The 23832-nt window shown below is 69.3% G+C and carries 22 protein-coding genes; 11 read left to right on the top strand and 11 right to left on the bottom strand.

Annotation, left to right across the window (positions count from 1 at the left end; genetic code table 11):
- The first annotated feature begins 146 nt into the window (after positions 1-146).
- The 11 genes from FHY06_RS19815 (at position 147) to FHY06_RS19765 (ending at position 11259) form a co-directional block, all read left to right on the top strand.
- On the top strand, positions 147-905 hold the full coding sequence (locus FHY06_RS19815; RefSeq protein WP_126183730.1) for a basic amino acid ABC transporter substrate-binding protein: 759 nt from the start codon (positions 147-149) through the stop codon (positions 903-905).
- Positions 906-986: 81 nt separating this feature from the next.
- Entirely contained in the window at positions 987-1757 is a 771-nt protein-coding gene (locus FHY06_RS19810; RefSeq protein ID WP_019653890.1) for an amino acid ABC transporter permease, read from the top strand.
- Positions 1758-1910: 153 nt separating this feature from the next.
- Complete coding sequence (locus FHY06_RS19805) at positions 1911-3536, top strand: MFS transporter (RefSeq protein WP_184606115.1); 1626 nt, start codon at positions 1911-1913, stop codon at positions 3534-3536.
- Positions 3537-3709: 173 nt separating this feature from the next.
- Complete coding sequence (locus FHY06_RS19800; protein WP_019653885.1) at positions 3710-4531, top strand: creatininase family protein; 822 nt, start codon at positions 3710-3712, stop codon at positions 4529-4531.
- Complete coding sequence (locus FHY06_RS19795; protein ID WP_184606114.1) at positions 4528-5346, top strand: ABC transporter ATP-binding protein; 819 nt, start codon at positions 4528-4530, stop codon at positions 5344-5346. Before FHY06_RS19800 ends, FHY06_RS19795 begins: the two co-directional genes overlap by 4 nt.
- Positions 5324-6214, top strand: a complete 891-nt coding sequence (locus FHY06_RS19790) for an ABC transporter permease (protein WP_184606113.1) — start codon at positions 5324-5326, stop codon at positions 6212-6214. Before FHY06_RS19795 ends, FHY06_RS19790 begins: the two co-directional genes overlap by 23 nt.
- 129 nt (positions 6215-6343) lie before the next feature.
- A complete protein-coding gene (locus FHY06_RS19785) occupies positions 6344-7726 on the top strand; it encodes an FAD-binding oxidoreductase (protein WP_019653882.1) in 1383 nt (460 codons plus the stop codon).
- A gap of 59 nt (positions 7727-7785) precedes the next feature.
- On the top strand, positions 7786-8814 hold the full coding sequence (locus FHY06_RS19780; RefSeq protein WP_019653881.1) for an ABC transporter substrate-binding protein: 1029 nt from the start codon (positions 7786-7788) through the stop codon (positions 8812-8814).
- Between the two features lie 165 nt (positions 8815-8979).
- Complete coding sequence (locus FHY06_RS19775; protein WP_019653880.1) at positions 8980-9570, top strand: NAD(P)H-dependent oxidoreductase; 591 nt, start codon at positions 8980-8982, stop codon at positions 9568-9570.
- Positions 9571-9607: 37 nt separating this feature from the next.
- Complete coding sequence (locus FHY06_RS19770; RefSeq protein WP_184606112.1) at positions 9608-10573, top strand: PDR/VanB family oxidoreductase; 966 nt, start codon at positions 9608-9610, stop codon at positions 10571-10573.
- Positions 10570-11259: a TetR family transcriptional regulator C-terminal domain-containing protein gene (locus FHY06_RS19765; protein WP_019653878.1), complete on the top strand. Its 690-nt coding sequence runs from the start codon at positions 10570-10572 to the stop codon at positions 11257-11259. Before FHY06_RS19770 ends, FHY06_RS19765 begins: the two co-directional genes overlap by 4 nt.
- 118 nt (positions 11260-11377) lie before the next feature.
- Here FHY06_RS19765 and FHY06_RS19760 read toward each other — a convergent pair whose 3' ends face one another.
- The 11 genes from FHY06_RS19760 to mdeB form a co-directional block, all read right to left on the bottom strand.
- Positions 11378-11833, bottom strand: coding sequence for a RidA family protein (locus FHY06_RS19760; RefSeq protein WP_019653877.1), 456 nt, complete (start codon positions 11831-11833; stop codon positions 11378-11380).
- On the bottom strand, positions 11830-13029 hold the full coding sequence (locus FHY06_RS19755) for an amidohydrolase family protein (RefSeq protein ID WP_184606111.1): 1200 nt from the start codon (positions 13027-13029) through the stop codon (positions 11830-11832). The genes FHY06_RS19760 and FHY06_RS19755 overlap by 4 nt, the downstream gene beginning before the upstream one ends.
- Complete coding sequence (otnI, locus tag FHY06_RS19750) at positions 13026-13847, bottom strand: 2-oxo-tetronate isomerase (protein WP_019653875.1); 822 nt, start codon at positions 13845-13847, stop codon at positions 13026-13028. The genes FHY06_RS19755 and otnI overlap by 4 nt, the downstream gene beginning before the upstream one ends.
- Positions 13848-13859: 12 nt before the next feature.
- Complete coding sequence (locus FHY06_RS19745; protein WP_184606110.1) at positions 13860-14543, bottom strand: class II aldolase/adducin family protein; 684 nt, start codon at positions 14541-14543, stop codon at positions 13860-13862.
- Complete coding sequence (gene otnK, locus FHY06_RS19740) at positions 14540-15811, bottom strand: 3-oxo-tetronate kinase (RefSeq protein WP_184606109.1); 1272 nt, start codon at positions 15809-15811, stop codon at positions 14540-14542. The genes FHY06_RS19745 and otnK overlap by 4 nt, the downstream gene beginning before the upstream one ends.
- A 5-nt stretch (positions 15812-15816) precedes the next feature.
- Positions 15817-16830, bottom strand: coding sequence for a D-erythronate dehydrogenase (denD, locus tag FHY06_RS19735; RefSeq protein WP_145759588.1), 1014 nt, complete (start codon positions 16828-16830; stop codon positions 15817-15819).
- 25 nt (positions 16831-16855) lie between these two features.
- Positions 16856-17752: an alpha/beta fold hydrolase gene (locus tag FHY06_RS19730; RefSeq protein ID WP_184606108.1), complete on the bottom strand. Its 897-nt coding sequence runs from the start codon at positions 17750-17752 to the stop codon at positions 16856-16858.
- Positions 17749-18708, bottom strand: coding sequence for an L-threonate dehydrogenase (gene ltnD / locus FHY06_RS19725; RefSeq protein WP_184606107.1), 960 nt, complete (start codon positions 18706-18708; stop codon positions 17749-17751). Before ltnD ends, FHY06_RS19730 begins: the two co-directional genes overlap by 4 nt.
- A 157-nt stretch (positions 18709-18865) precedes the next feature.
- The gene (locus FHY06_RS19720) at positions 18866-20191 is read right to left on the bottom strand and encodes an MFS transporter (protein WP_019653869.1); all 1326 of its coding nucleotides are present in this window, start codon (positions 20189-20191) and stop codon (positions 18866-18868) included.
- A 122-nt stretch (positions 20192-20313) separates the two neighbouring features.
- Positions 20314-21090 (bottom strand): FadR/GntR family transcriptional regulator, encoded by a 777-nt coding sequence (locus tag FHY06_RS19715; RefSeq protein ID WP_019653868.1) that lies wholly within the window; start codon positions 21088-21090, stop codon positions 20314-20316.
- A gap of 67 nt (positions 21091-21157) precedes the next feature.
- Complete coding sequence (gene mdeB, locus FHY06_RS19710) at positions 21158-23818, bottom strand: alpha-ketoglutarate dehydrogenase (RefSeq protein ID WP_184606106.1); 2661 nt, start codon at positions 23816-23818, stop codon at positions 21158-21160.
- Between the last annotated feature and the right edge of the window lie 14 nt (positions 23819-23832).

The following is a 23832-nucleotide window of genomic DNA, read 5'->3' as shown; positions in this document are numbered from 1 at the left end:
ATGTCCTTCGCGCCGCCCTGAGAACCTTGGTTGGCCTCGTGCGGCGATCCTTGAAACAGGTGCAACGGAAGGCCACCGATAGCGACAGCCTAAAATCCCCGCCCACCACCTTTCTCCCGCCGGACGGCGAACAACAAGGACCCCGCATGAACTCCCTCCGCCGCGCCCTGGCTTTCGGCCTCGCCGCCGCCACGCTCGCCTTTGGCGCCCAGGCCCAGAACCGCGAGCTGATCGTGGCCTCCAGCGCCACCTACGCGCCCTTCGCCTTCGAGAACAAGGACAAGCAGATCGTCGGCTTCGACATCGACATCATCAACGCCATCGCCAAGCAGCAGGGCCTGAAGATCAAGATCGTCAACACGCCCTTCACCGGCATCTTCGGCGCACTGAACAACGGCGACGTCGACCTCGTGATCTCGGGCGTGACCATCAACGAGAAGCGCAAGCAGAGCTACGACTTCACGCCGCCGTACTTCGCGGCCCGCCAGCTGATCGCGGTGCCGAAGAACAGCAAGGTCGCCTCGCTGAAGGACCTGGCCGGCAAGAAGATCGCCGTGGTCAGCGCCTCCACCGCCGACGACATCGCCTCGCGCGAGTTCGGCAAGACCAGCCCCGACATCCGCCGCTTCGAGAGCACGCCGCTCATCATTTCCGAGCTGGCCGGCGGCGGCGTCGATGCCGCCATGGGCGACAACGGCGTGATCGCCTACCGCGTGGCGCAGAACCCCGAGCTGAAGACCATCGACGACAAGTCCTTCCCCGAAGAGGGCTTCGGCATCGTCGTGAAGAAGGGCGACAAGGCCCTGCTGGACAAGCTCACGGCCGGCCTCGCTGCCATCCGCGCCGACGGCAGCTACGTGACGATCTACAAGAAGTGGTTCAACAAGGACCCGAACGTGCGCTGAGCCGCACGGCATTTCTCCGAACACGGCCGCCTCGAAGCGGCCGTTTCGTTTTTTTGTTGACTGAGAGCTGAGGACGCAAGCATGGAACAACCGATCCTGCTGTTTGGATGGTTCCGATGGGACATCCTCGTGGAATACAAAGACCTGTTCTGGCAGGGCGCATGGATGACGCTGCGCATGACGGTGGTCTGCGTGCTGCTGGGCGCGAGCTGGGGCCTGTGCCTCGCGCTCGCGCGGCTTGCGCAGCCGCGCCACGCGCCGTGGACCTGGGTCGCGCGCTTCTTCCTGCGCTGGCCTGCCACGGTGTACGTGAGCTTCTTCCGGGGCACGCCGCTGTTCGTGCAGATCCTCTTGATCCACTTCGCGGTGATGCCGGTGTTCATCCATCCGACCTCGGGCCTGCTGATCGACGGCGAGCTCGCGCGCACGCTCAAGCAGGAGCACGGTGCGCTCATCTCGGGCGTGGTGGCGCTCACGCTCAACTCGGCGGCCTACATCTCGGAAGTGTTCCGCGCGGGCATCCAGTCGATCTCGCGCGGCCAGTTCGACGCGGGCCGCTCGCTGGGCTTCTCGCCCGCGCAGGTGATGCGCTACGTGGTGCTGCCGCAGGCCTTCCGCCGCATGCTGCCGCCGCTGGGCAACAACGCGATCGCGCTGCTGAAGGACACCTCGCTGGTCTCCGCCATCGGCCTGGCCGAGCTGGCCTACGCCGCGCGGACCGTGGCCGGCGCCTATGCGCGCTACTGGGAGCCGTACCTGGCGATCTCCGTCATCTACTGGGTGATGACGCTGATCCTGACGACGCTGCTGCGCCGCCTCGAGCACCGCCTCGCCCGCAGCGACAGGACCTAGGCACACCCCCAGGCTTCGCGCACCTCGTGTCGCTGCGCCACCCCCCTTGCAGGGGGCAACACCTGAGGCCCGGCAAAGCCGGTTCCTCGGTGTTCGCGCGATGGCGATGACGGGATCGCGGGCTCTGCTGGCGCGGAGCCAAAATAGCGCCACATGCCCCCCATATCCACCGAAGAGACACCCATCCCGCCCGCGAGGCCGCAGCCGACGAAGTTCGCGGCGCTCGTGCCCCTGAAGATTCCCGTGTTCCGCATGCTGTGGAGCACCTGGCTCGTCGCCAACATCTGCATGTGGATGAACGACGTGGCCGCCGCGTGGATGATGACCACGCTGACCTCCTCGCCGATCTGGGTGGCGCTGGTGCAGTCGGCCTCCACGCTGCCTGTGTTCCTGCTGGGCCTGCCCAGCGGCGCGCTGGCCGACATCCTCGACCGCAGGCGCTGGCTGGTGGCCACGCAGTTCTGGCTGGCCGGCACCGCCATCGTGCTGTGCGCCGCGCTGGCGCTCGACCTCATGACCGCGCCGCTGCTGCTGGCGCTGACCTTCGCCAACGGCATCGGGCTGGCGCTGCGCTGGCCGGTGTTCGCGGCCATCGTTCCCGAGCTGGTGCCGCGCGCACAGCTGCCGGCCGCGCTGGGCCTCAACGGCATCGCGATGAACGCGTCGCGCATCGTGGGCCCGCTCACCGCCGGCATGCTGATCGCGAGCGCGGGCAGCATCTGGGTGTTCGCGCTGAACGCGGTGCTGTCGGTGGCATCGGGCTTCGTCGTGCTGCGCTGGCGGCGCGAGCACACGCCCAATCCGCTGGGCCGCGAGAAGCTGGTGAGCGCGATGCGCGTCGGCGTGCAGTTCGTGCGGCAGTCGCAGCGCATGCGCGCGGTGCTCACGCGCATCTCGATCTTCTTCTTCCACTCGACCGCGCTGCTGGCGCTGCTGCCGCTGCTGGCGCGCAACCTCCAGGGCGGCGGCGCAGGCACCTTCACGCTGCTGCTGGCGGCCATGGGCGCGGGCGCGATCGTCGCGGTGCTGTTCCTGCCGCGGCTGCGCCAGGCGATGGGGCGCGACCAGCTGGTGCTGCGCGGCACGCTCTTGCAGTCGGGCGCCACGGCGGTGATGGCGTTCGCGCCCAATGCGTGGATCGCGGTGCCGGCGATGTTCTTCGGCGGCATGGCGTGGATCACCGTGGCCAACTCGCTGTCGGTGTCGGCCCAGCTCGCGCTGCCCGACTGGGTGCGCGCGCGCGGCATGTCGATGTACCAGATGGCGATCATGGGCGCGAGCGCGATCGGCGCGGCCATCTGGGGGCAGGTGGCCACGCTGAGCTCGCTGGTCGCGAGCCTGAGCGTTGCGGCGGTCAGCGGCACGCTGCTGATGCTCGCGGCGCTGCGCTGGGTGACCGACCTGAGCGGCGAGGACGACACCAGCCCCGCGCAGGCCGGCTGGGCCGTCGGTCCGCCCGCGGAAGCCCCCGAGGAGACCGGCCGCGTGGTGGTCACCGTCGAATACCTGATCGACCCCGCGCGCGCCGCCGCCTTCCACCTCGTGATGCAGCAGACGCGCCGCGCGCGCCTGAGCCAGGGCGCCATCGGCTGGGAGCTGCTGCACGACATCGGGCAGCCCGAGCGCTACGTGGAGCAGATCGTCGACGAGTCGTGGACCGACCACCTGCGGCGCTTCACCCGCGCCACCGCCAGCGACATGGCGCTGCGCGAACGCAGGCTCGCCTTCCACATCGGCGAGTCGGGGCCGGTCGTCACGCGGTACATCGTGCGGCGCTGAGCGGGCATCCGGTCGGTCGGATGCTTGCCATCCAATTTTTACCAATCGGTTAACTTTAATGGCACGGCGCTTGCATGGAAAAATTTGCCGGGTATCCACGTATATCCGCTCTTTTTTGACCGCATGGATAATTTAAGCCACCGCCACACCAGGCGCCACGAGGTACACCCGCGATGAATCCGCCTCCCCTGCGCAGCCGCTTCTGGTCCGACCTGACCAGCGAAGAGTTCTCCCGCCTCGACCGCGAACGGCTCATCGCCGTGCTGCCGGTGGGCGCCACCGAGCAGCACGGCCCGCACCTGCCGATGTCGACCGACACCGCCACCATCGACGGCATGGTGCGCGCCACGCTGCCGCACCTGCCCGACGACCTGCCGGTGCTCTTCCTGCCCACCGTTCCCTACGGCAAGAGCAACGAGCACTCGCGCTACCCGGGCACGCTCACCGTGTCGGCGAACACGCTGATCTCGATGTGGAAGGACATCGGCGCCTGCGTCGCGAAAGCCGGCGTGCGCAAGCTGGTGCTCTACAACAGCCACGGCGGCCAGATGAGCGTGATGGACATCGTCGCGCGCGACCTGCGCGAGGAGCACGGCATGATGGTCGTGGCCGCCAACTGGTACACCCTGGGCCTGCCCGAGGGCCTGTTCACCGCGCACGAGGGCAGGCACGGCATCCACGCGGGCGACCTCGAGAGCTCGGTGATGCTGCACCTCACGCCCGACTACGTGCGCCGCGACCAGTTCCGGAACTTCAGCTCGATGACCGAGCAGCTGGCCGCGGAGAACAGGTTCCTCTCGATCACGCCCAGCGGCAAGCTCGGCTGGCAGATGCACGACATCAACCCCGCAGGCGCCGCCGGCGACGCCACGCGCGCGACCGCCGAGAAGGGCGCGGCCGTGCTCGACCACGTGGGCCGCCGCTTCGTCGAGCTGCTGCAGGAGGTCGACCGCTTCCCGCTCTCGCGCCTCGCCAACGAGCCGGCCTGGAAATGAGCACGGAAGCCACCACCGCCGCCGCCGGCGCGCCGCTGGTCAGCCTGCGCAACGTCAGCAAGCGCTTCGCCAACGGCACGCTCGCGTTGCAGGGCATGTCGCTCGACATCGGCGAGCACGACTTCATCAGCTTCCTCGGCCCCTCGGGCTGCGGCAAGAGCACGGCGCTGCGCCTCATCGCGGGGCTCACGCGCATCAGTTCGGGCGACATGCACTGGGGCGGTGCCGCCGCCGGCAACAGCAAGAACGGCAAGACCGACCGCGACCTGGGCTTCGTGTTCCAGGAGCCCACGCTCATGCCCTGGGCGAAGGTGTTCGACAACGTCTGGCTGCCGCTGAAGCTGGCCGGCACCAGCCGCGACGCAGCGGCGCCGGTGGTGAAGCAGGCGCTGGAGATGGTCGGCCTCTCGCGCTTCGCCGACGTGTACCCGCGCGAGCTCTCCGGCGGCATGAAGATGCGCGTGTCGATCGCCCGCGCGCTGGTCACCCACCCGCGCCTGCTGCTGATGGACGAGCCCTTCGCCGCGCTCGACGAGATGACGCGCATCAAGCTCAACAACGACCTGCTGGCCATCTGGCGCGAGCACCGCTTCTCGGTGGTGTTCGTCACGCACAGCGTGTACGAGTCGGTGTATCTGTCGAACCGCATCGTGGTGATGGCAGCGCGGCCCGGCCGCGTGATCGACGAGATCCGCATCGACGAGCCGTATCCGCGCGGCGAAGACTTCCGCACCTCGACCCGCTACAACGCGCACTGCACCGCGGTGTCGCAATCGCTGCATGGAGCCCTGCATGGCCTCGACATCGATCACTGAGACCCACGCGGCCGCCCCTCTCGCGGATGCCGCCGCCGCGCCCTCCGAGGCCTCGCTGCGCGCACACGAGGACCGGCTGCGCCGGCGCGAGTCGATGCTGCGCATCGCGGTGCCCGCGGCCATCGTCGCGCTGCTGCTGCTGGCGTGGGAATGGACCGTGCGCGCCAACAACATCCCGCACTACATCCTGCCCGCGCCCTCGCTCATCATCCGCACGCTGTTCGACAACTGGGAATCGCTGTCCAGCGCGCTGTGGTTCACGGTGAAGCTCACGCTGCTGGCGCTGGTCGCTGCCATCGTGGGCGGCGTGCTGCTGGCGATCGCCTTCGCGCTCTTCAAGTGGGTGGAGATCGGCCTGTTCCCCATCGCGGTGATCCTGCAGGTCACGCCGATCATCGCGATCGCGCCGCTGATCCTGATCTACGTGTCGAGCACCACGGCGGCGCTCCTTCTGTGCGCGTGGATCGTGGCCTTCTTCCCGATCCTGTCGAACACCGTCATCGGACTGAAGAGCGCCGACAGCAACCTGCGCGACCTGTTCCAGCTCTACAAGGCCTCGCCCTGGCAGACCTTCCGCTACCTGCTGGCGCCGAGCGCGCTGCCCTACTTCATGGCGGGCCTGAAGATCGCGGGCGGCCTGAGCCTGATCGGCGCGGTGGTGGCCGAATTCACGGCCGGCACGGCGGGCAAGGAGACGGGGCTGGCCTCGCGCATCCTCGAATCGAGTTTCCGAACAGAGATCCCGATGATGTTCGCGGCGCTGCTGCTGGTGTCGTTGCTGGGCATCGTGATCTTCATCGTGTTCGCGGCCCTGTCGCGCCTGGTCCTCGGCCACTGGCACGAAAGCGAGATGCGCCGTGAAAGATAGTTGGCTCGCCCCCGGGCTGCGCGCACTTCGTGTCGCTTCGCCAACCCCCTGCCGGGGGCAACACCTGCGGCCCGGCAAAGCCGGTTCCGCGGCGTTCCCTTGCGAAGAGTCCCCCTTGACGGAGCGTCGATGAACTCCGAACACGTTTCCCCTGCAAACGTCGACTGGAACGCCGTGCGCGAGGAACTGCGCGGCCTCAACGTGATCACCGCGCCCGGCCAGCGCAAGCAGCTGTCGAAGGACTTCTACTGGTACAGCCCCATCCTCACCGAGCAGCTCGCGGGCTGCGTGGCCGACCTGGTGGTGAAGGTCGGCACCGAGGACGACGTGCGCCAGGCCGCGGCCGTGGCCGCGAAGTGGAAGCTGCCGCTCACGGTGCGCGCGGGCGGCACCGGCAACTACGGCCAGTGCGTGCCGCTGGAAGGCGGCATCGTGCTGGACGTGACGCAGATGTGCCGCGTGCTCGACATCCGCGAGGGCAGCATCCGCGTGGAGGCCGGCGCGCGCATGCACGACATCGACCTCGCCGCGCGCGAGACCGGGCAGGCGCTGCGCATGTGGCCCTCGACCTGGCACGTGGCCTCCATCGGCGGCTTCATCGCGGGCGGCTTCGGCGGCATCGGCTCGTTCCGCCACGGCATCCTGCGCGACCCCGGCAACCTGCTGCGCGCGCGCGTGATGACGGTGGAGCGCGAGCCGCGCGTCATCGAGCTGCACGGCGACGAGATCCAGCAGGTGCACCACGCCTACGGCACCAACGGCGTGATCCTCGACGTGGAAGTGGCGCTGAGCCCTGCCGTCGACTGGGTGCACTGCACGGTGCTCTTCGGCACCTACCGCGGCGCGCTCGACTTCGGCATCGCCGCGCAGGCGCCTTCGCTCGACATCTTCCTGCTGTCGACGGTGGAGGCGCGCTTCTCGCCCTACTACACGGCCATGCGCGACCGCTTCCCGGCCGACCGGCACGCGGTGTTCGCGATGGTCTCGCCCGAATCGATGGCCGAGTTCCGCGCGCTCGCCGATGCGCAGGGCGGCACCATCTCGGTAGCGGGTACCGAGGCCGAGCTGCTCGCCGACGGGCTGCCTCCCGCCTACGAGTGCGCCTTCAACCACACGACGCTGCAGGCGCTGAAGGCCGACCGCGGCTGGACCTACCTGCAGGTGGCCTACGCACAACCCTTCGACCCGGCCGTGGTCGAGCGGCACCTTGAGATCTTCGGCGACGACGTGCTGCAGCACCAGGACTTCGCGCGCGCCAACGGCGAATGCGGCACCTTCGGCATCCTGCTGGTGCGCTGGAAGGGCAAGGCCCACCAGTACGAGGTGATCCGCGAGATCGAGTCGCAGGGCGGCTGCGTGATCTTCAACCCGCACGTCGTCACCATCGAGGACGGCGGCATGAAGACCATCGACACGAAGCAGATCGAGTTCAAGAAGCGCAGCGACCCGATGGGCCTGATGAACCCCGGAAAAACACGCGGGTGGCGCGCCGACATGGCCATCGAACGCTGAAAAGCCTTAGTCTGCGCATCCCTTTCTTTTCAACGAAACCTCCACAGGAGCACGTTCCCATGCGCATCCCCGCATTCACCCTCCGCCCGCTCGTTCTGGGTCTGGCCCTCGCGGGCGCCGCCTTCGCCGTGCAGGCGCAGGAAAAAGTGGTGTTCGCCACCAACTGGAAGGCGCAGGCCGGCCACGGCGGCTTCTACCAGGCGCTGGTGGACGGCACCTACAAGAAGTACGGCCTCGACGTCGACATCCAGCAGGGCGGCCCGATGGTCAACAACCGGCCGATGCTGCCGGCCGGCAAGGTCGACTTCCTCATGACGGGCAACCTGCTGCAGTCCTTCGACAACGTGAAGAACGGCGTGCCCACGGTGGTGGTGGCGGCCTTCTTCCAGAAGGACCCGCAGGCCATGTTCGCCCACCCGGGCCAGGGCTTCGACACCTTCAAGGACATGACCAAGGCGCCGGTGGCCTTCATCGGCAAGGACGGCCAGTTCAGCTTCTGGCAGTGGATGAAGTCGGAGCACGGCTTCAAGGACTCGCAGCTCAAGCCCTACACCTTCAACGTCGGCCCCTTCCTGGCCGACAAGAAGTCCATCCAGCAGGGCTACGCCATCTCGGAGCCGCTGTCGATCAAGGCGCAGGCCGGCTTCGACCCGGTGGTGCAGCTGCTGGCCGACAACGGCTTCTCGACCTACTCGACCACCATCGAGACGCGCGCCGACATGGTCAAGACCAAGCCCGAGACGGTGCGCAAGTTCATCGAGGCCTCGATCATCGGCTGGAACAACTACCTCTACGGCGACAACAAGGCCGCCAACGAGATGATCGCCAAGATCAACCCCGACTCGCCCGTGGCGTCCTCGCAGGGCTCCATCGAGCTGATGAAGAAGATGGGCATCGTCGACAGCGGCGAATCGCTCACCAAGGGCATCGGCGCGATGGACGAGGCCCGCGTGAAGGACTTCTACGACAAGATGGTCAAGGCCGGCCTGTACAAGCCCGGCGAGGTCGACCTGTCGAAGGTGGTCACCACGCAGTTCGTGAACAAGGGCGTCGGCATCGACGTTCGCAAGAAGCTCACGGGCAAGTAAGGCCCCTGCGAAGAACGCATTTTTCCCGCGGGCCGCGCGGGGCTTGCGCCGGGGTCAGATGCCGGCGCCTGGGTTGCCATAAGGCACCGCGCGGCCTTTCACCCCCTGGGCTCTGACCCCGTCTCGCCGGCGGCCGACAACCGCCGAGCGAACCGGCCCTCAACCATGAAAACGCTCGTCGTCCATTGCCATCCGAACCCTGACAGCTTCAACCACGCGCTCTACCGCACCGCCCTCGAGGCGCTCTCGCCGCGACATCCCGTCAAGGCCATCGACCTCTATGCCGAGGGCTTCGACCCCACGCTGACATGCGAAGAGCGCATCGCCTACCTCGACAACCCCGACCTGATCCGCGAACGTGTGAAACCCCACGTCGAAGCGCTGCTGTGGGCCGAGCACCTGGTGTTCGTGTTTCCCACCTGGTTCCACGGGCCGCCGTCGATGCTCAAGGGCTGGCTGGAGCGGGTCTGGCTGCCTGGCGTGGCCTTCCTGCCGGCGGAACGCAAGGGACAGCTCGCGAAGTCGGGCATGCGCCACATCAGGCGGCTCACGGTGGTGACCACCGGCGGCTCGCCGCGCTGGTTCGTGATGGTCATCGGAGATCCGGGCAGGCGCCTCTTCACGCGGGCGCTGCGCGCACTCTTCGCGTGGCGCTGCAAGGTGACCTGGCTGCAGCTGCACGACATGAACGCCGTCACCGCGAACGACCGCACCCATTTCATCGAACGCGTCTCGCGCAAGCTGAGCAGCATCTAGCAGAAGAGCCACAGACTCCAGAGGGAGACACGAAACCATGAGCCTCGAACGCACGCTCACCGTCCGCGTCGAACGCATCTCGCGCCAGACGCCGGAAATCCTGGCCTTCGAGCTGGCCCACCCGTGGGGCCGGCCGCTGCCCTCGTACGAGGCCGGCGCGCACATCGACGTGCACATGCCCGGCGGCTTCTCGCGCCAGTATTCGCTGGCGCGGGCGCCGTCGTCGGCCAGCGCGGGGCGCTACGTGATCGGCGTGAAGCGCGAGCTTTCCAGCCGCGGCGGCTCGGCCTCGATGCACGAGCGCGTGCGCGAGGGCGACCTGCTGCCGATCAGCGCGCCGCGCAACACCTTCCCGCTGCGCGAGGAGGCCGCGCACCACCTGCTGCTGGCCGGCGGCATCGGCATGACGCCGCTGCTGGCGATGGCGCAGGCGCTGGCCGGGCGCGGCGCCGCCTTCACGCTGTGCGTTTTCGCGCGCAGCGAGGAGCACCTGGCCTTCGCCGATGCGCTGCGCGCGCCGTCGCTCGCACCGCACCTGCGGCTGCACCTCGACCAGGGCGACGCATCGCAGCGCATCGACCTGCGTTCGCTGCTGGCCCAGCGCGCACCCGGCACGCACCTGTATGTGTGCGGCCCCGGCGGCTTCATGCAGGCGGTGCGCGACGCCGCCGCGCACTGGCCGGAAGACGCATTGCACGCCGAATACTTCTCCGCGCCCACCGATGCCGGCGCGGCCGCCGGCCTGCCCTTCACGCTGAAGCTCGCCAAGCGCGGCATCACGGTGCCGGTGGCGGCGGACCAGACCGCCGTCGACGCGCTGCACGAGGTCGGCATCGACATCCCGGTGTCGTGCCAGCAGGGCCTGTGCGGCACCTGCGTGGTCGAGGGCGACGGTGAAGGCGCCGAGCACCGCGACTTCTGCCTGACCGGCAGCGAGCGCCGCCACAAGGTGGCGCTGTGCTGCTCGCGCGCCAAGGGGCTGGAACTGGAACTGCAGCTGTGAGCGCGCGTGCGTCTGCCTCTTCCGCTGCGGCTTCCGCCATCACCCAGGAGAACGACGGCGAGGCTCCCGCCACGCGCGGGCGCTCGCGCAAGTACACGCAGGTGCTGGCCCTCATCAACCAGGCCGCCATCGAGGTGTTCGCGAGCGAGGGCCTGGCCGGCGCGTCGACGCAGGCGATCGCCGACAAGGCGGGGCTTTCGAAGGCGCAGCTGCACTACTACATCGACAGCAAGGAGGCGCTGTACCGCCAGGTGCTGCAGGACATCCTCAACGACTGGATCGTGGTGTTCGGCTTCAGCGACGAGGCCTTCGGCCCGCGCAGGGTGCTGGGCGACCTGATCCGGCGCAAGATGATGTTCTCGTTCGAGCACCCGCTGCGCTCGCGCATCTTCACGGCCGAGATGATGCGCGGCGCGCCGGTCATCAACGACATGATGGCAACGAGCAAGCAGCGCACCGAACAGGCTGCCGCCGTCATCCAGAACTGGATGAACCAGGGCCTGATGGACAAGGCCGACCCGATGCTGGTGCTGTTCCACATCTGGGCCGTGACGCAGTTCTACGCCGACCACGCCACGCAGGCCGCCTACTTCCGCGACACCGCGCAGCAGGGCGACGACAAGGACCGGCGCTACCTGATCGAGCAGGTGACGGAGTTCCTTTTGAAGGGCGCGGGCGTCAGGTAGGGCGAGACTTTTCGCGGAACACCGCGGAACACCGCGGAACCGGCTCTGCCGGGCCGCAGGTGTTGCCCCCGGCGAGGGGGTTGGCGGCCACACGAAGTGGGCAAGCCTGGGGGAGTACCTATTCCGGCAGGTACATGGTCGCCTCAACTTCCACCAGCACCTCGTCGCCCGGCAGGAAGCGCGACACCTCCACCACCGTGCTGACGGGCGGCTCGCCCGGATAGAACAGGCCGCGCACGCGGTTGTAGAAGGCGTAGTGCGGCAGGTGGCGGAAGTACTGCACCAGCTTCACCACGTCTTCCATCGTGCCGCCGTGCTCGGCCGCGATCTGGCGGATGCGCTCGAGCACGAACCAGCTCTGCGCGACGATGGGCGCCTCGAACACGTCCACCGACATCTGTCCGGTGGCGTAGCCCACGCCCTGCAGCGCGGTGCGCGCTTCTTCCGGAATGGCGTCGTAGCCGGCCACCGCGCGGCGCGTGGCCGGATCGACGGCGACCACGCCGCTCATGAAGACGAAATCGCCCACGCGCTTGGCGGCCGCGTAGTTGGCCATCGGCTTGCCCATGCTCATTGCTCGTTGCTCTCCAGTCGTTGGCCGGCGCGGATGACGGTGCGTTGCCGTCCGCGCGGGCCGATCAGTTCATGTTCCCCGGTGGCCGACAGCACCAGCAGGTCGGCCGGGCAGCCCGGCGCGATGCGCCCGTCCCACGCGAGCCCCAGCGCCTTCGCTGGGCTCACGGTGACGGTGTCGAGCCAGTCGTCGGCCGGCGCGAGGTGCGCCGCCTGCACGCCGAGGCCGAAGGTCTCCAGCAGGTCGTAGCTGCCGTAGGGATAGAAGGCGTCCTGCACGTTGTCGGTCGCCAGGCTCGCACGCAAGCCCCGTGCCGCCGCCTCGCGGATGCGCGTGATGCCGCGCTGCACCGGCGTGCGGTCCCATGCGCCCTGCAGGTAGAGGTTGGTGGTGGGCAGCGCGACGAGGTGGATGCCGGCGCCGGCGCACAGCGCGAGCGTTTCGGCGGCCACGGCGTCTTCCTGCACCGACAGCGAGCAGGCATGGCCGCAGACCACGCCCTGCCCGAAGTCGCGCGCACGCACCAACTGGGCGATGCTGCGCAGGCCGGTGGCCTCGATGTCCAGGCCTTCGTCGACGTGGAAGTCCAGCGCCAGGCCATGCTGCTGCGCAAGGTCGAACACGCGGCCCAGCTTGTGGACGATGCCCTCGTTGCGGTAGACGAAGGCGCCGAGCACGCCGCCCGCGCGCTTCACCTCGCGCGCGATGCGCTCGCCGGCGTCGATGCCGGCGAACAGGTCGAGCGGCGTGAGCGATACGAACTGCAGCTCGATGCGGCCGCGCCATTCCTCGCGCAGCGCCTCGAACACCGCCAGCGCGGCCGGCGGCTCGGGCTGCACCCAGTCGAGGTGCGTGCGCAGCGCGCGCGTGCCCGACAGCCAGGCATCGCGAAGCGCGCGCTCCATGCGCAGGCGCAGCGACTCGCCGGTCCAGCTCTCGCGATGGCGATTCATGCGCTCGATCGCGACGAACAGGTTGCCCTGCGCGGCGCCCACATCCTGCACGGTGTAGTTCTTGTCGATGTGCGCGTGGGCCTCGACCAGTGCGCTCAGCAGCGTGCCCTTCGCATGCTGCTGCTGCGCGCTGGGCGCGATGGAAGCGACCCTGTCGCCGGCCAGCACGATGTCGAACAGCTGCACATCGCCCGCCGCGAAGCCACGCAGCGGCGCCGGGATGCGCAGCGCCTCGAGCTTCATGCGTGCCGCTGCCGCCAGTCGCGCAGCCAGCCCAGGCCGGCCGAGGTGCCGCCGGGCTCCGCGCCGCGCTTCGGCCGGTACTCGCAGCCGACCCAGCCCTGCCAGCCGCACTGCGCCGACACCTCGTCGAGCACGTCGAAGAGGTACGGGTAGTTCTGCTCGCCGATGTCGGGTTCGTTGCGATCGGGCACGCCCGCGATCTGGATGTGGCCGACGCGGCCGGTCGGCAGGTACTTGCGGATCTTCATCGCCACGTCGCCCTCGACGATCTGGCAGTGGTAGAGATCCATCTGCACCTTGAGGTTGGGTGCGCCCACCGTCTCGACGATCTCGTGCGCATGGTCCTGCCGGTTGAGGAAGAAGCCCGGGATGTCGCGCGTGTTGATCGGCTCGATCAGCACGTCGCGGCCTGCCTTGGCGGCCTCGGCAGCGGCCCAGCGCAGGTTGTCGATGTAGACGGGCTGCAGCGCGTCGCGCTGCTGTCCGGCGGGCACGAGGCCGGCCATGACGTGGATGCGCGGGCAGTCGAGCGCCACGGCATAGTCGATGGCCTTGGCGATGCCTTCGCGGAACTCGGCCTCGCGCCCCGGCAGGCAGGCCAGGCCGCGCTCGCCGCCGTTCCAGTCGCCAGGCGGGCCGTTGAACAGCACCTGCTGCAGGCCGTTGTGCTCGAGCCTGGCGACGATTTCTTCCTTGGTGAAGTCGTAGGGGAAGAGGTATTCCACGGCCTTGAAACCGTCCTTCGCGGCGGCGTCGAAGCGGTCGAGGAAGGCGAGCTCCGGGTAGAGCATCGAGAGGTTGGCGGCGAATTGGGGCATGGGGTGTTTTTACTACCAGCGCGCACCGAAGGTGCGGCGCAGTTCATCGATCTGGTCGGCATCGAGCGGCTCGGGCCTTGCGGCCTGGGCGAGCTGCTGGAGCCTTGCGGTTTCCTCGAGTTCCTCGAGCACGGCCATGGCGGCGGCCGGCGTGTCGTGCCACACGTTGGGGCCCAGGCGCGCGAGCATCACGGCGCGGATCGGCGTGCCGGCGGCGCCGAAGCGCCCGATGGCCTGCGCCACCTGCTCGGCCGCTTCGGGCGCGCCCGGCCGGTGGTACGCAATGACCGGCACATGGCCGACCTTCATCACGAAGTAGGGCGTGAGCGCGGGCAGCAGTTCATCGCCGGGAGCCTGCAGCGTGAGCGCCACGCAGTGCGTGCTGTGGGTGTGGATCACGCAGGCGGTGTTCGCATCGAACGCGCGCGCGGCAGCGTAGATGCGCGTGTGCAGCGCGATGGTCTTGCTGGCGCGGTCGCCGCCGGTCTGCCGGCCCTGCGCGTCGAGCCGTGCGAGCCGCGCCGGGTCGAGGAAGCCGAGGCAGGCATCGGTGGGCGTGATGAGGAAGCCGCCGTCGTCCAGGCGCACGCTGATGTTGCCGGCCGTGGCGTGCACGTAGCCGCGCTCGAACAGGCTGCGGCCGACGCGGCAGATCTCCTCGCGGGCCTGGTTCTCTGCAGTCATGCTCTCGGTCATGCGAGCACTGTAAATGCCTTGGTGAAGAAATCGTCGCTGCCGAAGTTGCCCGACTTCAGCGCGATGTGCAGGCCGGCCTCGGGCGCGGCTTCGGAGCGCGCATGGCACCACGGCACGCCGGGGTCGATCTGCGGGCCGATCTGCATCTGCGCGATGCCCAGCGCCTGCACGCAGGCGCCCGAGGTCTCGCCGCCGGCCACCACCAGCCGGTGCACGCCGCGCTCGACCAGGCCGCGCGCGATGGCGGCAATCGTGCGCTCGACCATCGCACCGGCCTCTTCCACGCCCAGGCGGCCCTGCACCGACTTCACGGCGCCGGCCTCGGCGGTCGAGTAGACGAGCACGGGGCCCTTGTCGATCAGCGGAGCGGCCCACGCCAGCGCCTCGGCCGCGACGTCGACGCCGGCCGCGATGCGCAGCGGATCGATGGCCAGTGCCGCGCCGCCGCGCTGGATGAAATCGAGCACCTGCCGGTTGGTGGCCAGCGAGCAGCTGCCCGAGACCACCGCCGACTTGCCGCCGGCCCCGGGCAGTTCGCTCGCCTGCGACGAGGGCGCGAGGCCGAAGTTGGCCGGCAGGCCGATGGCCACGCCCGAGCCTGCGGTGACCAGCGGCATCTTCGCGAGCGCCGGGCCCATGCGCAGCAGGTCGTCGTTCGACACCGCGTCGACGATGGCGATGGAGACGCCCTCGGCCTTGAGCTGAGCGATGCGCTCCTCGATGGCGGCGGCGCCGCGCGCCACCACCGCGTAGTCGACGAGCCCCACCTTGCGCGTGCACTGCGCCTGCAGCACGCGCACGAGGTTCGGGTCGGTCATCGGCGTGAGCGGATGGTTCTGCATGCCGCTCTCGTTGAGCAGCACGTCGCCCGCGAACAGGTAGCCCTTGAACACGGTGCGCTTGTTGTCGGGGAAGGCGGGCGTGGCGATGGTGAAGTCGCATCCCATCGCGTCCATCAGCGCTTCGGTCACGGGACCGATGTTGCCTTGCGGCGTGCTGTCGAAGGTGGAGCAGTACTTGAAGTAGATCTGCTTCGCGCCTTGCGCCTGCAGCCAGCGCAAGGCGCCGAGCGACTGCGCGATGGCCTCGGCCGGCGCGATGGTGCGCGACTTGAGCGCGACCACCACCGCATCCACGTCGGCATCGAGTGGGCCTTCGGGCACGCCGATGGCCTGCACCACGCGCATGCCGGCACGCACGAGGTTGTTGGCGAGGTCGGTGGCGCCGGTGAAATCGTCGGCGATGCAGCCGAGCACGAGCTTGGACATGGCGTTCAGTCCTTCAGCGCAAGCTTCACGGCCTGCGCGTTCTCGCGCACGTAGTCGCGCAGGATCGCGTCGAAGCTGGCGTCGGACTTCAGGCCCAGCGCCTCGGCGCGCGCGGCGTGGATGCGGCTGGGCCAGCTGGTCACGATCTTCGCGATGGCGGCGTCGGGTTCCCAGTCGATCAGGCCGGTGGCCTCCTTGCCCGCGATGCGTTCGAGCGCCTGCGCCATCTCGCGCACGGTGGTGGTCAGCGCCGGCAGGTTGACCGCCGTGCGCGCGCCCCATTCGGCGGCGCTGGCGGTGGCCGCGCGCACGATGCCCGCGACGGTGTTGCCGGGCGAGGCCAGCGCGACGGGCGTGTCGGGCGACACGGGGCAGCGTGCGCGTTCGCCGGCCAGCGGCTCGCGCAGCATGCCGCTCAGGAAGCTCGATGCCGCGCCGTTGGGTCGGCCGGGGCGCACGGACACCGTCATCAGCCGTACGTTGCGGCCCTGCACGAAGCCCTTGCGCGTGAAGTCGGCCACCAGTTGCTCGCCGATGAACTTCTGGATGCCGTAGCTGTTCTGCGGCGTCGGCAGCGTGGTGTCCTCGATGACGGCGGGCAGGCGCTGCTCGGGCGAATCGCCGAACACCGCGACCGAGCTGGAGAACACGAACACCGGCGCATGGCCCGCGCGCCGCGCCGCTTCGAGCAGGCCGCGCGTGGCGTCGAGGTTGCTGCGCATGCCGAGGTCGAAGTCGGCCTCGCACTCGCCGCTCACGGCGGCGGCGAGGTGGAAGACGAGCTGCGTGTCGGCGATGGGCAGCGCGCCGTTCGCGAGCTGCTCCAGCAGGTCGCCCTGCACGAACTGCACGCGCGCATCGGACGCCAGGTCGGCGGGCGGCGGCACGCGGTCGGCCAGGGTGATGCGCGAGACGGGCTGCGCGGCCGATCCGGCCAGCGCAAGGCTGCCGCCCGAGAGCAGCGTGCGGGCGAGGCGGGCGCCCAGGAAGCCGCAGCCGCCGGTGATGAGGATGTTCATGGTCGTCTTGTCTTTCGTGTTCGTTCTAGAGCGCGGGCAGGAAGCGCAGCAGCGCGTCGGCCACAGCCTGCGGCGCCTCACGCTGCGGGAAGTGGCCCACGCCGTCGAGCAGCTCGCGGCGGTAGGGGCCGCTGAAGAAGCGTTCCTTGCCGGCCGAGGTGTCGGGATGATTGCAGGAATCGGCCGCGCCGTGCAGCACCAGCGTGGGCACCGGCAGCACGGGCGCGGGGTTGAGCGCGGCGTCGTCGGCCGCGTAGTGCGGATCGCCCGGCGCATGGCCCCAGCGATGGCGGTACGAATGCACCACCACGCGCGCCCAGTCGTCGCTCTCGAAGGCGGTGGCGGTGGCCTCGAACTCGGCGGGCTCGTACCAGCCGGCCGGCGCCCAGGTGTCCCACATCATCCGCGTGAAGGCGATGCGGTCGTCATGCACCGTGCGTTCGCCGCGCGGCGTGGCCATGTACCAGTGGTACCAGTAGTTGCGCGCCTGCGCGAGCGGCATCGGCTGGTCGGGCGCGTTGGTGCCGTAGCCGACCGACATCAGCACGAGCGCGCTGGCGACGCCGGGCCGCAGCCCGCAGGCATTGGCCACGGCACGCGCACCCCAGTCGTGGCCGACCAGCGCGGGCTGCTGCAGGCCGAGCGCGTCGATGAAGTCGAGCAGGTCGCGGCCCAGCGCCGAGAGCTGTCCGCTGCGCGGCGTGTCGGCATGCAGGAAGGTCGTCGGCGCGAAGCCCCGCAGGGCGGGCAGCAGCACGCGCCAGCCGGCTTCGACGAGCCGCTCGGCAACGCCGTGCCAGCAGCGCGGGCTGTCGGGCCAGCCGTGCACCAGCACCGCGGTGGCCTTGCCCGCGGGGTTCCATTCCTCGTAGCCGATGCGCAGCAGCGGCGTGTCGATGAACTTGAGCGCCGGCTCGCTCACGGCGCTTTCCCCTTCGGCGCCGGCACCTCGATGCCGGGGAAGATCTTGATGACGGCGCTGTCGTCCTCGCGCGCATAGCCGGCGGTCGAGGCCTGCATGAACATCTGGTGCGCGGTGGACGACAGCGGCAGCGGAAACTTGCTCGCGCGCGCCACGTCGAGCACCAGGCCCAGGTCCTTCACGAAGATGTCCACGGCCGACAGCGGCGTGTAGTCGCCGGCGAGCACGTGCGCCATGCGGTTCTCGAACATCCAGCTGTTGCCCGCGCTGTGGGTGATGACCTCGTACAGCGCCGCCGGGTCCACGCCCTCGCGCAGGCCCAGCGCCATGGCCTCGGCCGCCACCGCGATGTGCACGCCGGCCAGCAGCTGGTTGATGATCTTCACCTTGCTGCCGGCGCCCGCCTTGTCGCCCAGGCGGTAGACCTTGGCGGCCATGGCGTCGAGCACCGCACCGGCGCGCTCGTAGGCGGCGGGCGTGCCGGCGGTCATCATCGTCATCTGGCCGCTCGCGGCCTTGGCGGCGCCGCCGGAGATGGGCGCGTCGAGGTAGAGGATGCCGAGCTTTTCGAGACGCGCCTCGAGCGCCACCGACCAGTTCGGATCGACGGTGGAGCACATCACGAACAGGCTGCCGGGCTTCATCGACGCCGCGCAGCCGGGCGAGGTGCCGTCGCCGAACAGCACCGACTCGGTCTGCGCGGCGTTCACCACCACGCTGACCACGATGTCGCACTGCGCGCCGAGCTCGGCCAGCGTGGCGCAGGCCGTGCCGCCATCGCGCGCTAAGGCTTCGGCAGCCTCGCGGCGCACGTCGAACACATGCGGCGCATGGCCCGCGCGGCGCAGCGACTGCGCCATGCCGGCGCCCATGGCGCCCAGGCCCACGAGGCCGACGACGGGGGTGGCGGCGGAGGTGGCGGCGGAGGTGGCGGCGGGAGTCTTTTCTTGATTCATTGCGTTGCTTCCTTCAGTTGCAGGGCCGGCCGCCCGGTGCGACGCGCCCCATTGGGGAACCACCGCGGAACCGGCCTTGCCGGGCCGCGGGTGTCGCCCCCGGCGAGGGGGTGGGCGCAGCGACACGAAGCGCGCGAAGCCTGAGGGTGTACTTCATCTAGCGGTTGACGAGTTGCTTGGGCGTGAACCACACGGCGATGGCGCCGAGCACCAGCGCGCCGGCCAGCACGTACATGCCGATCTGCGTGCTGCCCGTGAGGTCCTTCAGGTAGCCGATGAGGTAGGGGCTCACGAAGCCCGCGAGGTTGCCCACCGAGTTGATGGCGGCGATGCCCGCGGCGGCCGCCGTGCCCGTCAGGAAGGCGGTGGGCAGCGACCAGAAGAGCGGCGCGCAGGTCAGCACGCCGGCGGCGGCGAGCGAGAGGAACGCCAGCGACACGGCGGTGTTCTGCGTGTACGAGGCGGCGACGGTGAAGCCCACGGCGCCCATCATGGCCGGCACGATCAGGTGCCAGCGGCGCTCCTGGCGCCGGTCGGCGCTGCGGCCGAAGAGGTTCATCGCGACGATGGCGCAGAGGAAGGGAATGGCGCTGAGCAGGCCGATGTTCAGGTTGCCCTGCACGCCGGTGGCCTTGACCAGCGTCGGCAGCCAGAAGGTCAGCGCGTACTGGCCCATCACGAACGCGAAGTAGATGAAGGCCATCCACCAGATGCGCGCATCGCGGAACACGCCGGCCACCGAGTGCGGGCCCTTGGCGCCGTGGACGGCGTCGCTCGCCACCTCGCGCTGCAGCAGCGCCTTTTCCTCGGCGTTCAGCCAGCGCGCCTGGGCGATGCCGTTGTCCAGGTAGAAGAGCACCATCAGGCCGATCAGCACTGCGGGGATGGCCTCGATGAGGAACATCCACTGCCAGCCGCTCATGGCCGACACGCCGTGGAAGCTGTCCATGATCCAGCCCGACAGCGGGTTGCCGAAGATGCCCGCCACGGGAATCGCCGACATGAACACCGCGATGATCCGCGCGCGCCGGTGCGCCGGGTACCAGTGCGTGAGATAGAGGATCACGCCCGGATAGAAGCCCGCCTCGGCCAGCCCGAGCAGGAAGCGCAGGATGTAGAAGCTGGTGGGCGTCTTCACGAACATGAAGCAGGCCGAGAGCAGGCCCCAGGTGATCATGATCCGCGCGATCCAGATGCGCGCGCCCACGCGGTTGAGCAGCAGGTTGCTCGGCACCTCGAACAGGAAGTAGCCCAGGAAGAAGATGCCGGCGCCCAGGCCGAACACGGTTTCGCTGAAGCCCAGGTCCTGGCCCATCTGCAGCTTGGCGAAGCCGACGTTCACGCGGTCGAGGTACGCGATCACGTAGCAGAGCATCAGGAAGGGCACGAGGCGCCAGAACACCTTGGAATAGGCGCGCTTTTCGAGCGCGGCGTCGGCGGCGGCGGGCGACATGGCGCCGGCCTGGAGGGTCGAGGAAGTCATGAAAAGCTGCGTCTCTGATGATTTGTCAGGTCATCATACAAATCTGGGTTTTGTTGGCCGACCCGGGTAAACCCTCGGAAAACTCGCCTTCTCGCGACTTTGTGGTGTCTTTGTGTGTCGGCTCAGCCGCCGGCGGGCCAGCCTTCGACCAGCGGACGGGCGAGCTGCTCGCCCTCCTGCTGCCAGAACACCGGATCGGCCTGCTCGATGCGGCGGATCGCGTTGTCCATGTGGCTCTTGGCGGCCTCGCGCGCGCGCAACGGGTCGCCGGCCTCGATCGCCTCCACGATGCGCGCATGCTCCTGCGCCACCTCGCGCGCGAAATCGGCGCGGCGCGCCTCGTTGGCGCGCGTGACGCGGGTGGCGCCGTGCAGGAACTGCCGCAGGTACTGCAGCGTGCCGATCAGGAAGGGGTTGCGGGCCGCCTCGGCGATGGCGCGGTGGAAGAGCACGTCCTCGTCCGCCCCGTTGCCGCCCGCCTCGACCGCCGCGTGCAATGCGGCGATGGCGTCGCGGATGCGCTGCATCTCCTCCTCGGTGCGCCGCTCTGCGGCCAGCGCGGCCACCTCGGCTTCGAGCGCGCGACGCAGCTCGACCATCTGGATCACCGCCTCGCGCGAGGCCACGTGCGGCATCTCGAAGCGCAGCGGCTCGACACCGGCAGCGCGCACGTAGACGCCGCTTCCCTGCCGCGAATCGAGCAGCCCCAGCGACTTCAGCCGCGACACCGCCTCGCGCACCACCGTGCGGCTCACGCCGAACTGCTCGGCCAGCGCAGTCTCGGTCGGCAGCCGGTCGCCTTCGGAGAGCCGCCCGCTGCGCACCTCGGCCGCAAGCGCATCGGCCACCCGGTCGGCCAGGCGGACGGCAGGGGCGATGGACTGGAAGCGGGCGGTCATGGGTGCGAAGGGGGTGGGGCCTGCGACTCTAACGCAGGGCCCGCCCCGTCGCGGAGACCGCAGGAATTCAGCCCAGCGCGTGGCGTGCGGCCTTCGCGATGCTCTGCGCATCGACCCCGAAGAAGCCGCGCAGCGCAGCGCGCGTGTCGCTGCGGCCGAAACCGTCGGTGCCCAGCGTGACGTAGCGGCGGCCCTCGGGCAGGAAGGCGCGGACGCTCTCGGGCACGGCGCGCACGTAGTCGGTGGCGGCGATGATCGGTGTCTTGCTGCCGCCCTTGCCGAGCTGCTGCGCGACGAAGGGCACGCCGGCTTCTTCGCCCGCCAGCTCGCGCTGCTCGCAGGCCAGACCATCGCGCGCGAGCTCGCTCCAGCTCGTGACGCTGAACACCTCGGCCTCGATGCCTTCGTCGGCCAGCAGCTGAGCGGCCTTCACGACCTCGGTGAGGATCGCGCCCGAGCCCATCAGCGTGACCTTCTTCTTCGCCTTGCCCGATGCCGGCGCGTAAGTGCCGAAGCGATAGCAGCCGCGCAGGATGTCGCCTTCCGCGCCGGCCGGCACGTCGGGCTGCGCGTAGTTCTCGTTCATGAGCGTGACGTAATAGAACACGTCCTGCTGCTCGACCATCATCTCGCGGATGCCCGCGTCGACGATCACCGCCATCTCGCCCGCGAAGGCCGGGTCGTAGGCCTTGCAGTTGGGGATGGTCGCGGCCACGAGGTGGCTGCTTCCGTCCTGGTGCTGCAGGCCCTCGCCGCCGAGAGTTGTGCGGCCCGACGTGGCGCCCAGCAGGAAGCCGCGCGCACGCTGGTCGGCCGCGGCCCAGATCGCGTCGCCCACGCGCTGGAAGCCGAACATCGAGTAGTAGATGTAGAAGGGCAGCATCGCCAGCCCGTGCACGCTGTAGCTGGTGGCCGCGGCCGTCCAGCTCGCGATGGCGCCGGCCTCGCTGATGCCTTCTTCCAGGATCTGCCCATCGGTGGCCTCGCGGTAGCTCAGCACCGAGCCGATGTCCTCCGGCGCATAGCGCTGGCCCACGCTCGAATAGATGCCGACCTGCTTGAACAGGTTGGCCATGCCGAAGGTGCGCGCCTCGTCGGCCACGATGGGCACGATGCGCGGGCCGAGGGCCTTGTCCTTCATGAGGTTGCCCAGCATGCGCACGAAGGCCATGGTGGTGCTCATCTCCTTGCCGCCGGCAACAGTGGCGAACTGCGCGTAGCTCGCGATGTCGGGCTTGGCGACCACCTCGCAGGCAGTCTCGCGGCGCGGCATGGCGCCGCCGAGCGACTCGCGGTGCTGGCGCAGGTAGCGCATCTCGGCGCTGTCCTCGGCGGGGCGGTAGAAGTCCATCGCGGTGGCCTGCGCGTCGGTCAGCGGCAGGTTGAAGCGGTCGCGGAACTCGATGAGGTCCACGTCGCCCATCTTCTTGTGCGAGTGCGTGGTCATCTTGCCCTGCGCGGCGCTGCCCATGCCGTAGCCCTTCTTGGTGTGGGCGAGGATCACGGTGGGCTGGCCGCGGTGCGCCGCGGCGGCGGCGTAGGCGGCATGGATCTTCACGAGATCGTGGCCGCCGCGCTTCAGGCGGTCGATCTGCTCGTCGGTCATGCCTTCGGCCAGCCGCGCGAGCTCGGGGTTCTGGCCGAAGAAGTTGTCGCGGTTGAAGCGGCCGTCCTTGGCAGCGAAGGTTTGCATCTGCCCGTCGACGGTGTTGGCGAACACGCGCGCCAGCGCGCCGCTGACGTCCTGGGCGAAGAGCCCGTCCCAGTCGCTGCCCCAGATCAGCTTGACGACGTTCCATCCCGCGCCGGCGAAGAGCTTCTCGAGCTCGTCGATGATGCGGCCGTTGCCGCGCACCGGGCCGTCGAGGCGCTGCAGGTTGCAGTTGACCACCCACACGAGGTTGTCGAGCTTCTCGCGCGCGGCGAGCGTCAAGGCGCTCATCGACTCGGGCTCGTCCATCTCGCCGTCGCCGAACACGCCCCACACCTTTCGGCCTTCGCAGTTCAGCAGGTTGCGATGCGTGAGGTAGCGCATGAAGCGCGCGTGGTAGATCGAGCTGATGGGGCCGATGCCCATCGAGCCGGTCGGGAACTGCCAGAAGTCCGGCATCAGGTACGGATGCGGATAGCTGCACAGGCCGCGCGCGCCGCTGCCGTCGACGAAGGCGGGCGCGGTGAGTTCCTGGCGGTAGTGCTTCAGGTCTTCCTCGCTCAGGCGGCCTTCGAGGTATGCGCGGGCATAGACGCCGGGGGCGCTGTGCGGCTGGAAGAACACGAGGTCGCCGCGATGGTGCTCGCTGCGCGCATGGAAGAAATGGTTGAAGCCGGTCTCGAACAGGTCGGCCGCGCTCGCATAGCTGGCGATGTGGCCGCCGAGTTCGCCGTACGCCTGGTTGGCCTTTGCCACCATCGCGAGCGCGTTCCAGCGCATCAGCGAGGCGAGCTTTTCCTCGATGGCGAGGTCGCCCGGAAACGGCGGCTGGTCTTCCACCGCGATGGTGTTGACGTACGGCGTGGCGAGTTCGGGCTGCCATCCGATGCGCTGCTGCCGTGCGAGGCGGGCCAGCTCGGCCAGCATCTGCCTGGCGCGCTGCGGCCCCTGCGTCTGCGCCAGTGCCACGAAGGCGTCGCGCCACTCGGCGGTCTCGGCGGGGTCGGGATCGTGCGAGAGCTGCGCTTCATCCAGCAGCAGGGCGCGCATCTGGTCGGGCGAAATCGGGGCGTTCATGGCAGCACTTTAGG

The sequence above is a fragment of the Variovorax atrisoli genome, from assembly GCF_014195185.1.
Classification (GTDB): Bacteria; Pseudomonadota; Gammaproteobacteria; order Burkholderiales; family Burkholderiaceae_C; genus Variovorax; species Variovorax atrisoli.
The sequence above is the reverse complement of the archived record's forward strand: the minus strand, read 5'-3'. Positions and strand labels throughout refer to the sequence as shown.

Bases quoted from the DNA above. Each gene is read 5' to 3' on its own strand.
- FHY06_RS19805 (WP_184606115.1), top strand. From the start codon at position 1,911: ATGCCCCCCATATCCACCGAAGAGACACCCATCCCGCCCGCGAGGCCG.
- FHY06_RS19785 (WP_019653882.1), top strand. From the start codon at position 6,344: ATGAACTCCGAACACGTTTCCCCTGCAAACGTCGACTGGAACGCCGTG.
- FHY06_RS19770 (WP_184606112.1), top strand. From the start codon at position 9,608: ATGAGCCTCGAACGCACGCTCACCGTCCGCGTCGAACGCATCTCGCGC.
- FHY06_RS19795 (WP_184606114.1), top strand. From the start codon at position 4,528: ATGAGCACGGAAGCCACCACCGCCGCCGCCGGCGCGCCGCTGGTCAGC.
- ltnD (WP_184606107.1), bottom strand. From the start codon at position 18,708: ATGAATCAAGAAAAGACTCCCGCCGCCACCTCCGCCGCCACCTCCGCC.
- FHY06_RS19715 (WP_019653868.1), bottom strand. From the start codon at position 21,090: ATGACCGCCCGCTTCCAGTCCATCGCCCCTGCCGTCCGCCTGGCCGAC.
- FHY06_RS19780 (WP_019653881.1), top strand. From the start codon at position 7,786: ATGCGCATCCCCGCATTCACCCTCCGCCCGCTCGTTCTGGGTCTGGCC.
- FHY06_RS19815 (WP_126183730.1), top strand. From the start codon at position 147: ATGAACTCCCTCCGCCGCGCCCTGGCTTTCGGCCTCGCCGCCGCCACG.
- FHY06_RS19745 (WP_184606110.1), bottom strand. From the start codon at position 14,543: ATGACCGAGAGCATGACTGCAGAGAACCAGGCCCGCGAGGAGATCTGC.
- FHY06_RS19720 (WP_019653869.1), bottom strand. From the start codon at position 20,191: ATGACTTCCTCGACCCTCCAGGCCGGCGCCATGTCGCCCGCCGCCGCC.
- otnK (WP_184606109.1), bottom strand. From the start codon at position 15,811: ATGTCCAAGCTCGTGCTCGGCTGCATCGCCGACGATTTCACCGGCGCC.
- otnI (WP_019653875.1), bottom strand. From the start codon at position 13,847: ATGCCCCAATTCGCCGCCAACCTCTCGATGCTCTACCCGGAGCTCGCC.
- denD (WP_145759588.1), bottom strand. From the start codon at position 16,830: ATGAACATCCTCATCACCGGCGGCTGCGGCTTCCTGGGCGCCCGCCTC.
- FHY06_RS19810 (WP_019653890.1), top strand. From the start codon at position 987: ATGGAACAACCGATCCTGCTGTTTGGATGGTTCCGATGGGACATCCTC.
- FHY06_RS19800 (WP_019653885.1), top strand. From the start codon at position 3,710: ATGAATCCGCCTCCCCTGCGCAGCCGCTTCTGGTCCGACCTGACCAGC.
- mdeB (WP_184606106.1), bottom strand. From the start codon at position 23,818: ATGAACGCCCCGATTTCGCCCGACCAGATGCGCGCCCTGCTGCTGGAT.
- FHY06_RS19760 (WP_019653877.1), bottom strand. From the start codon at position 11,833: ATGAGCATGGGCAAGCCGATGGCCAACTACGCGGCCGCCAAGCGCGTG.
- FHY06_RS19790 (WP_184606113.1), top strand. From the start codon at position 5,324: ATGGCCTCGACATCGATCACTGAGACCCACGCGGCCGCCCCTCTCGCG.
- FHY06_RS19755 (WP_184606111.1), bottom strand. From the start codon at position 13,029: ATGAAGCTCGAGGCGCTGCGCATCCCGGCGCCGCTGCGTGGCTTCGCG.
- FHY06_RS19775 (WP_019653880.1), top strand. From the start codon at position 8,980: ATGAAAACGCTCGTCGTCCATTGCCATCCGAACCCTGACAGCTTCAAC.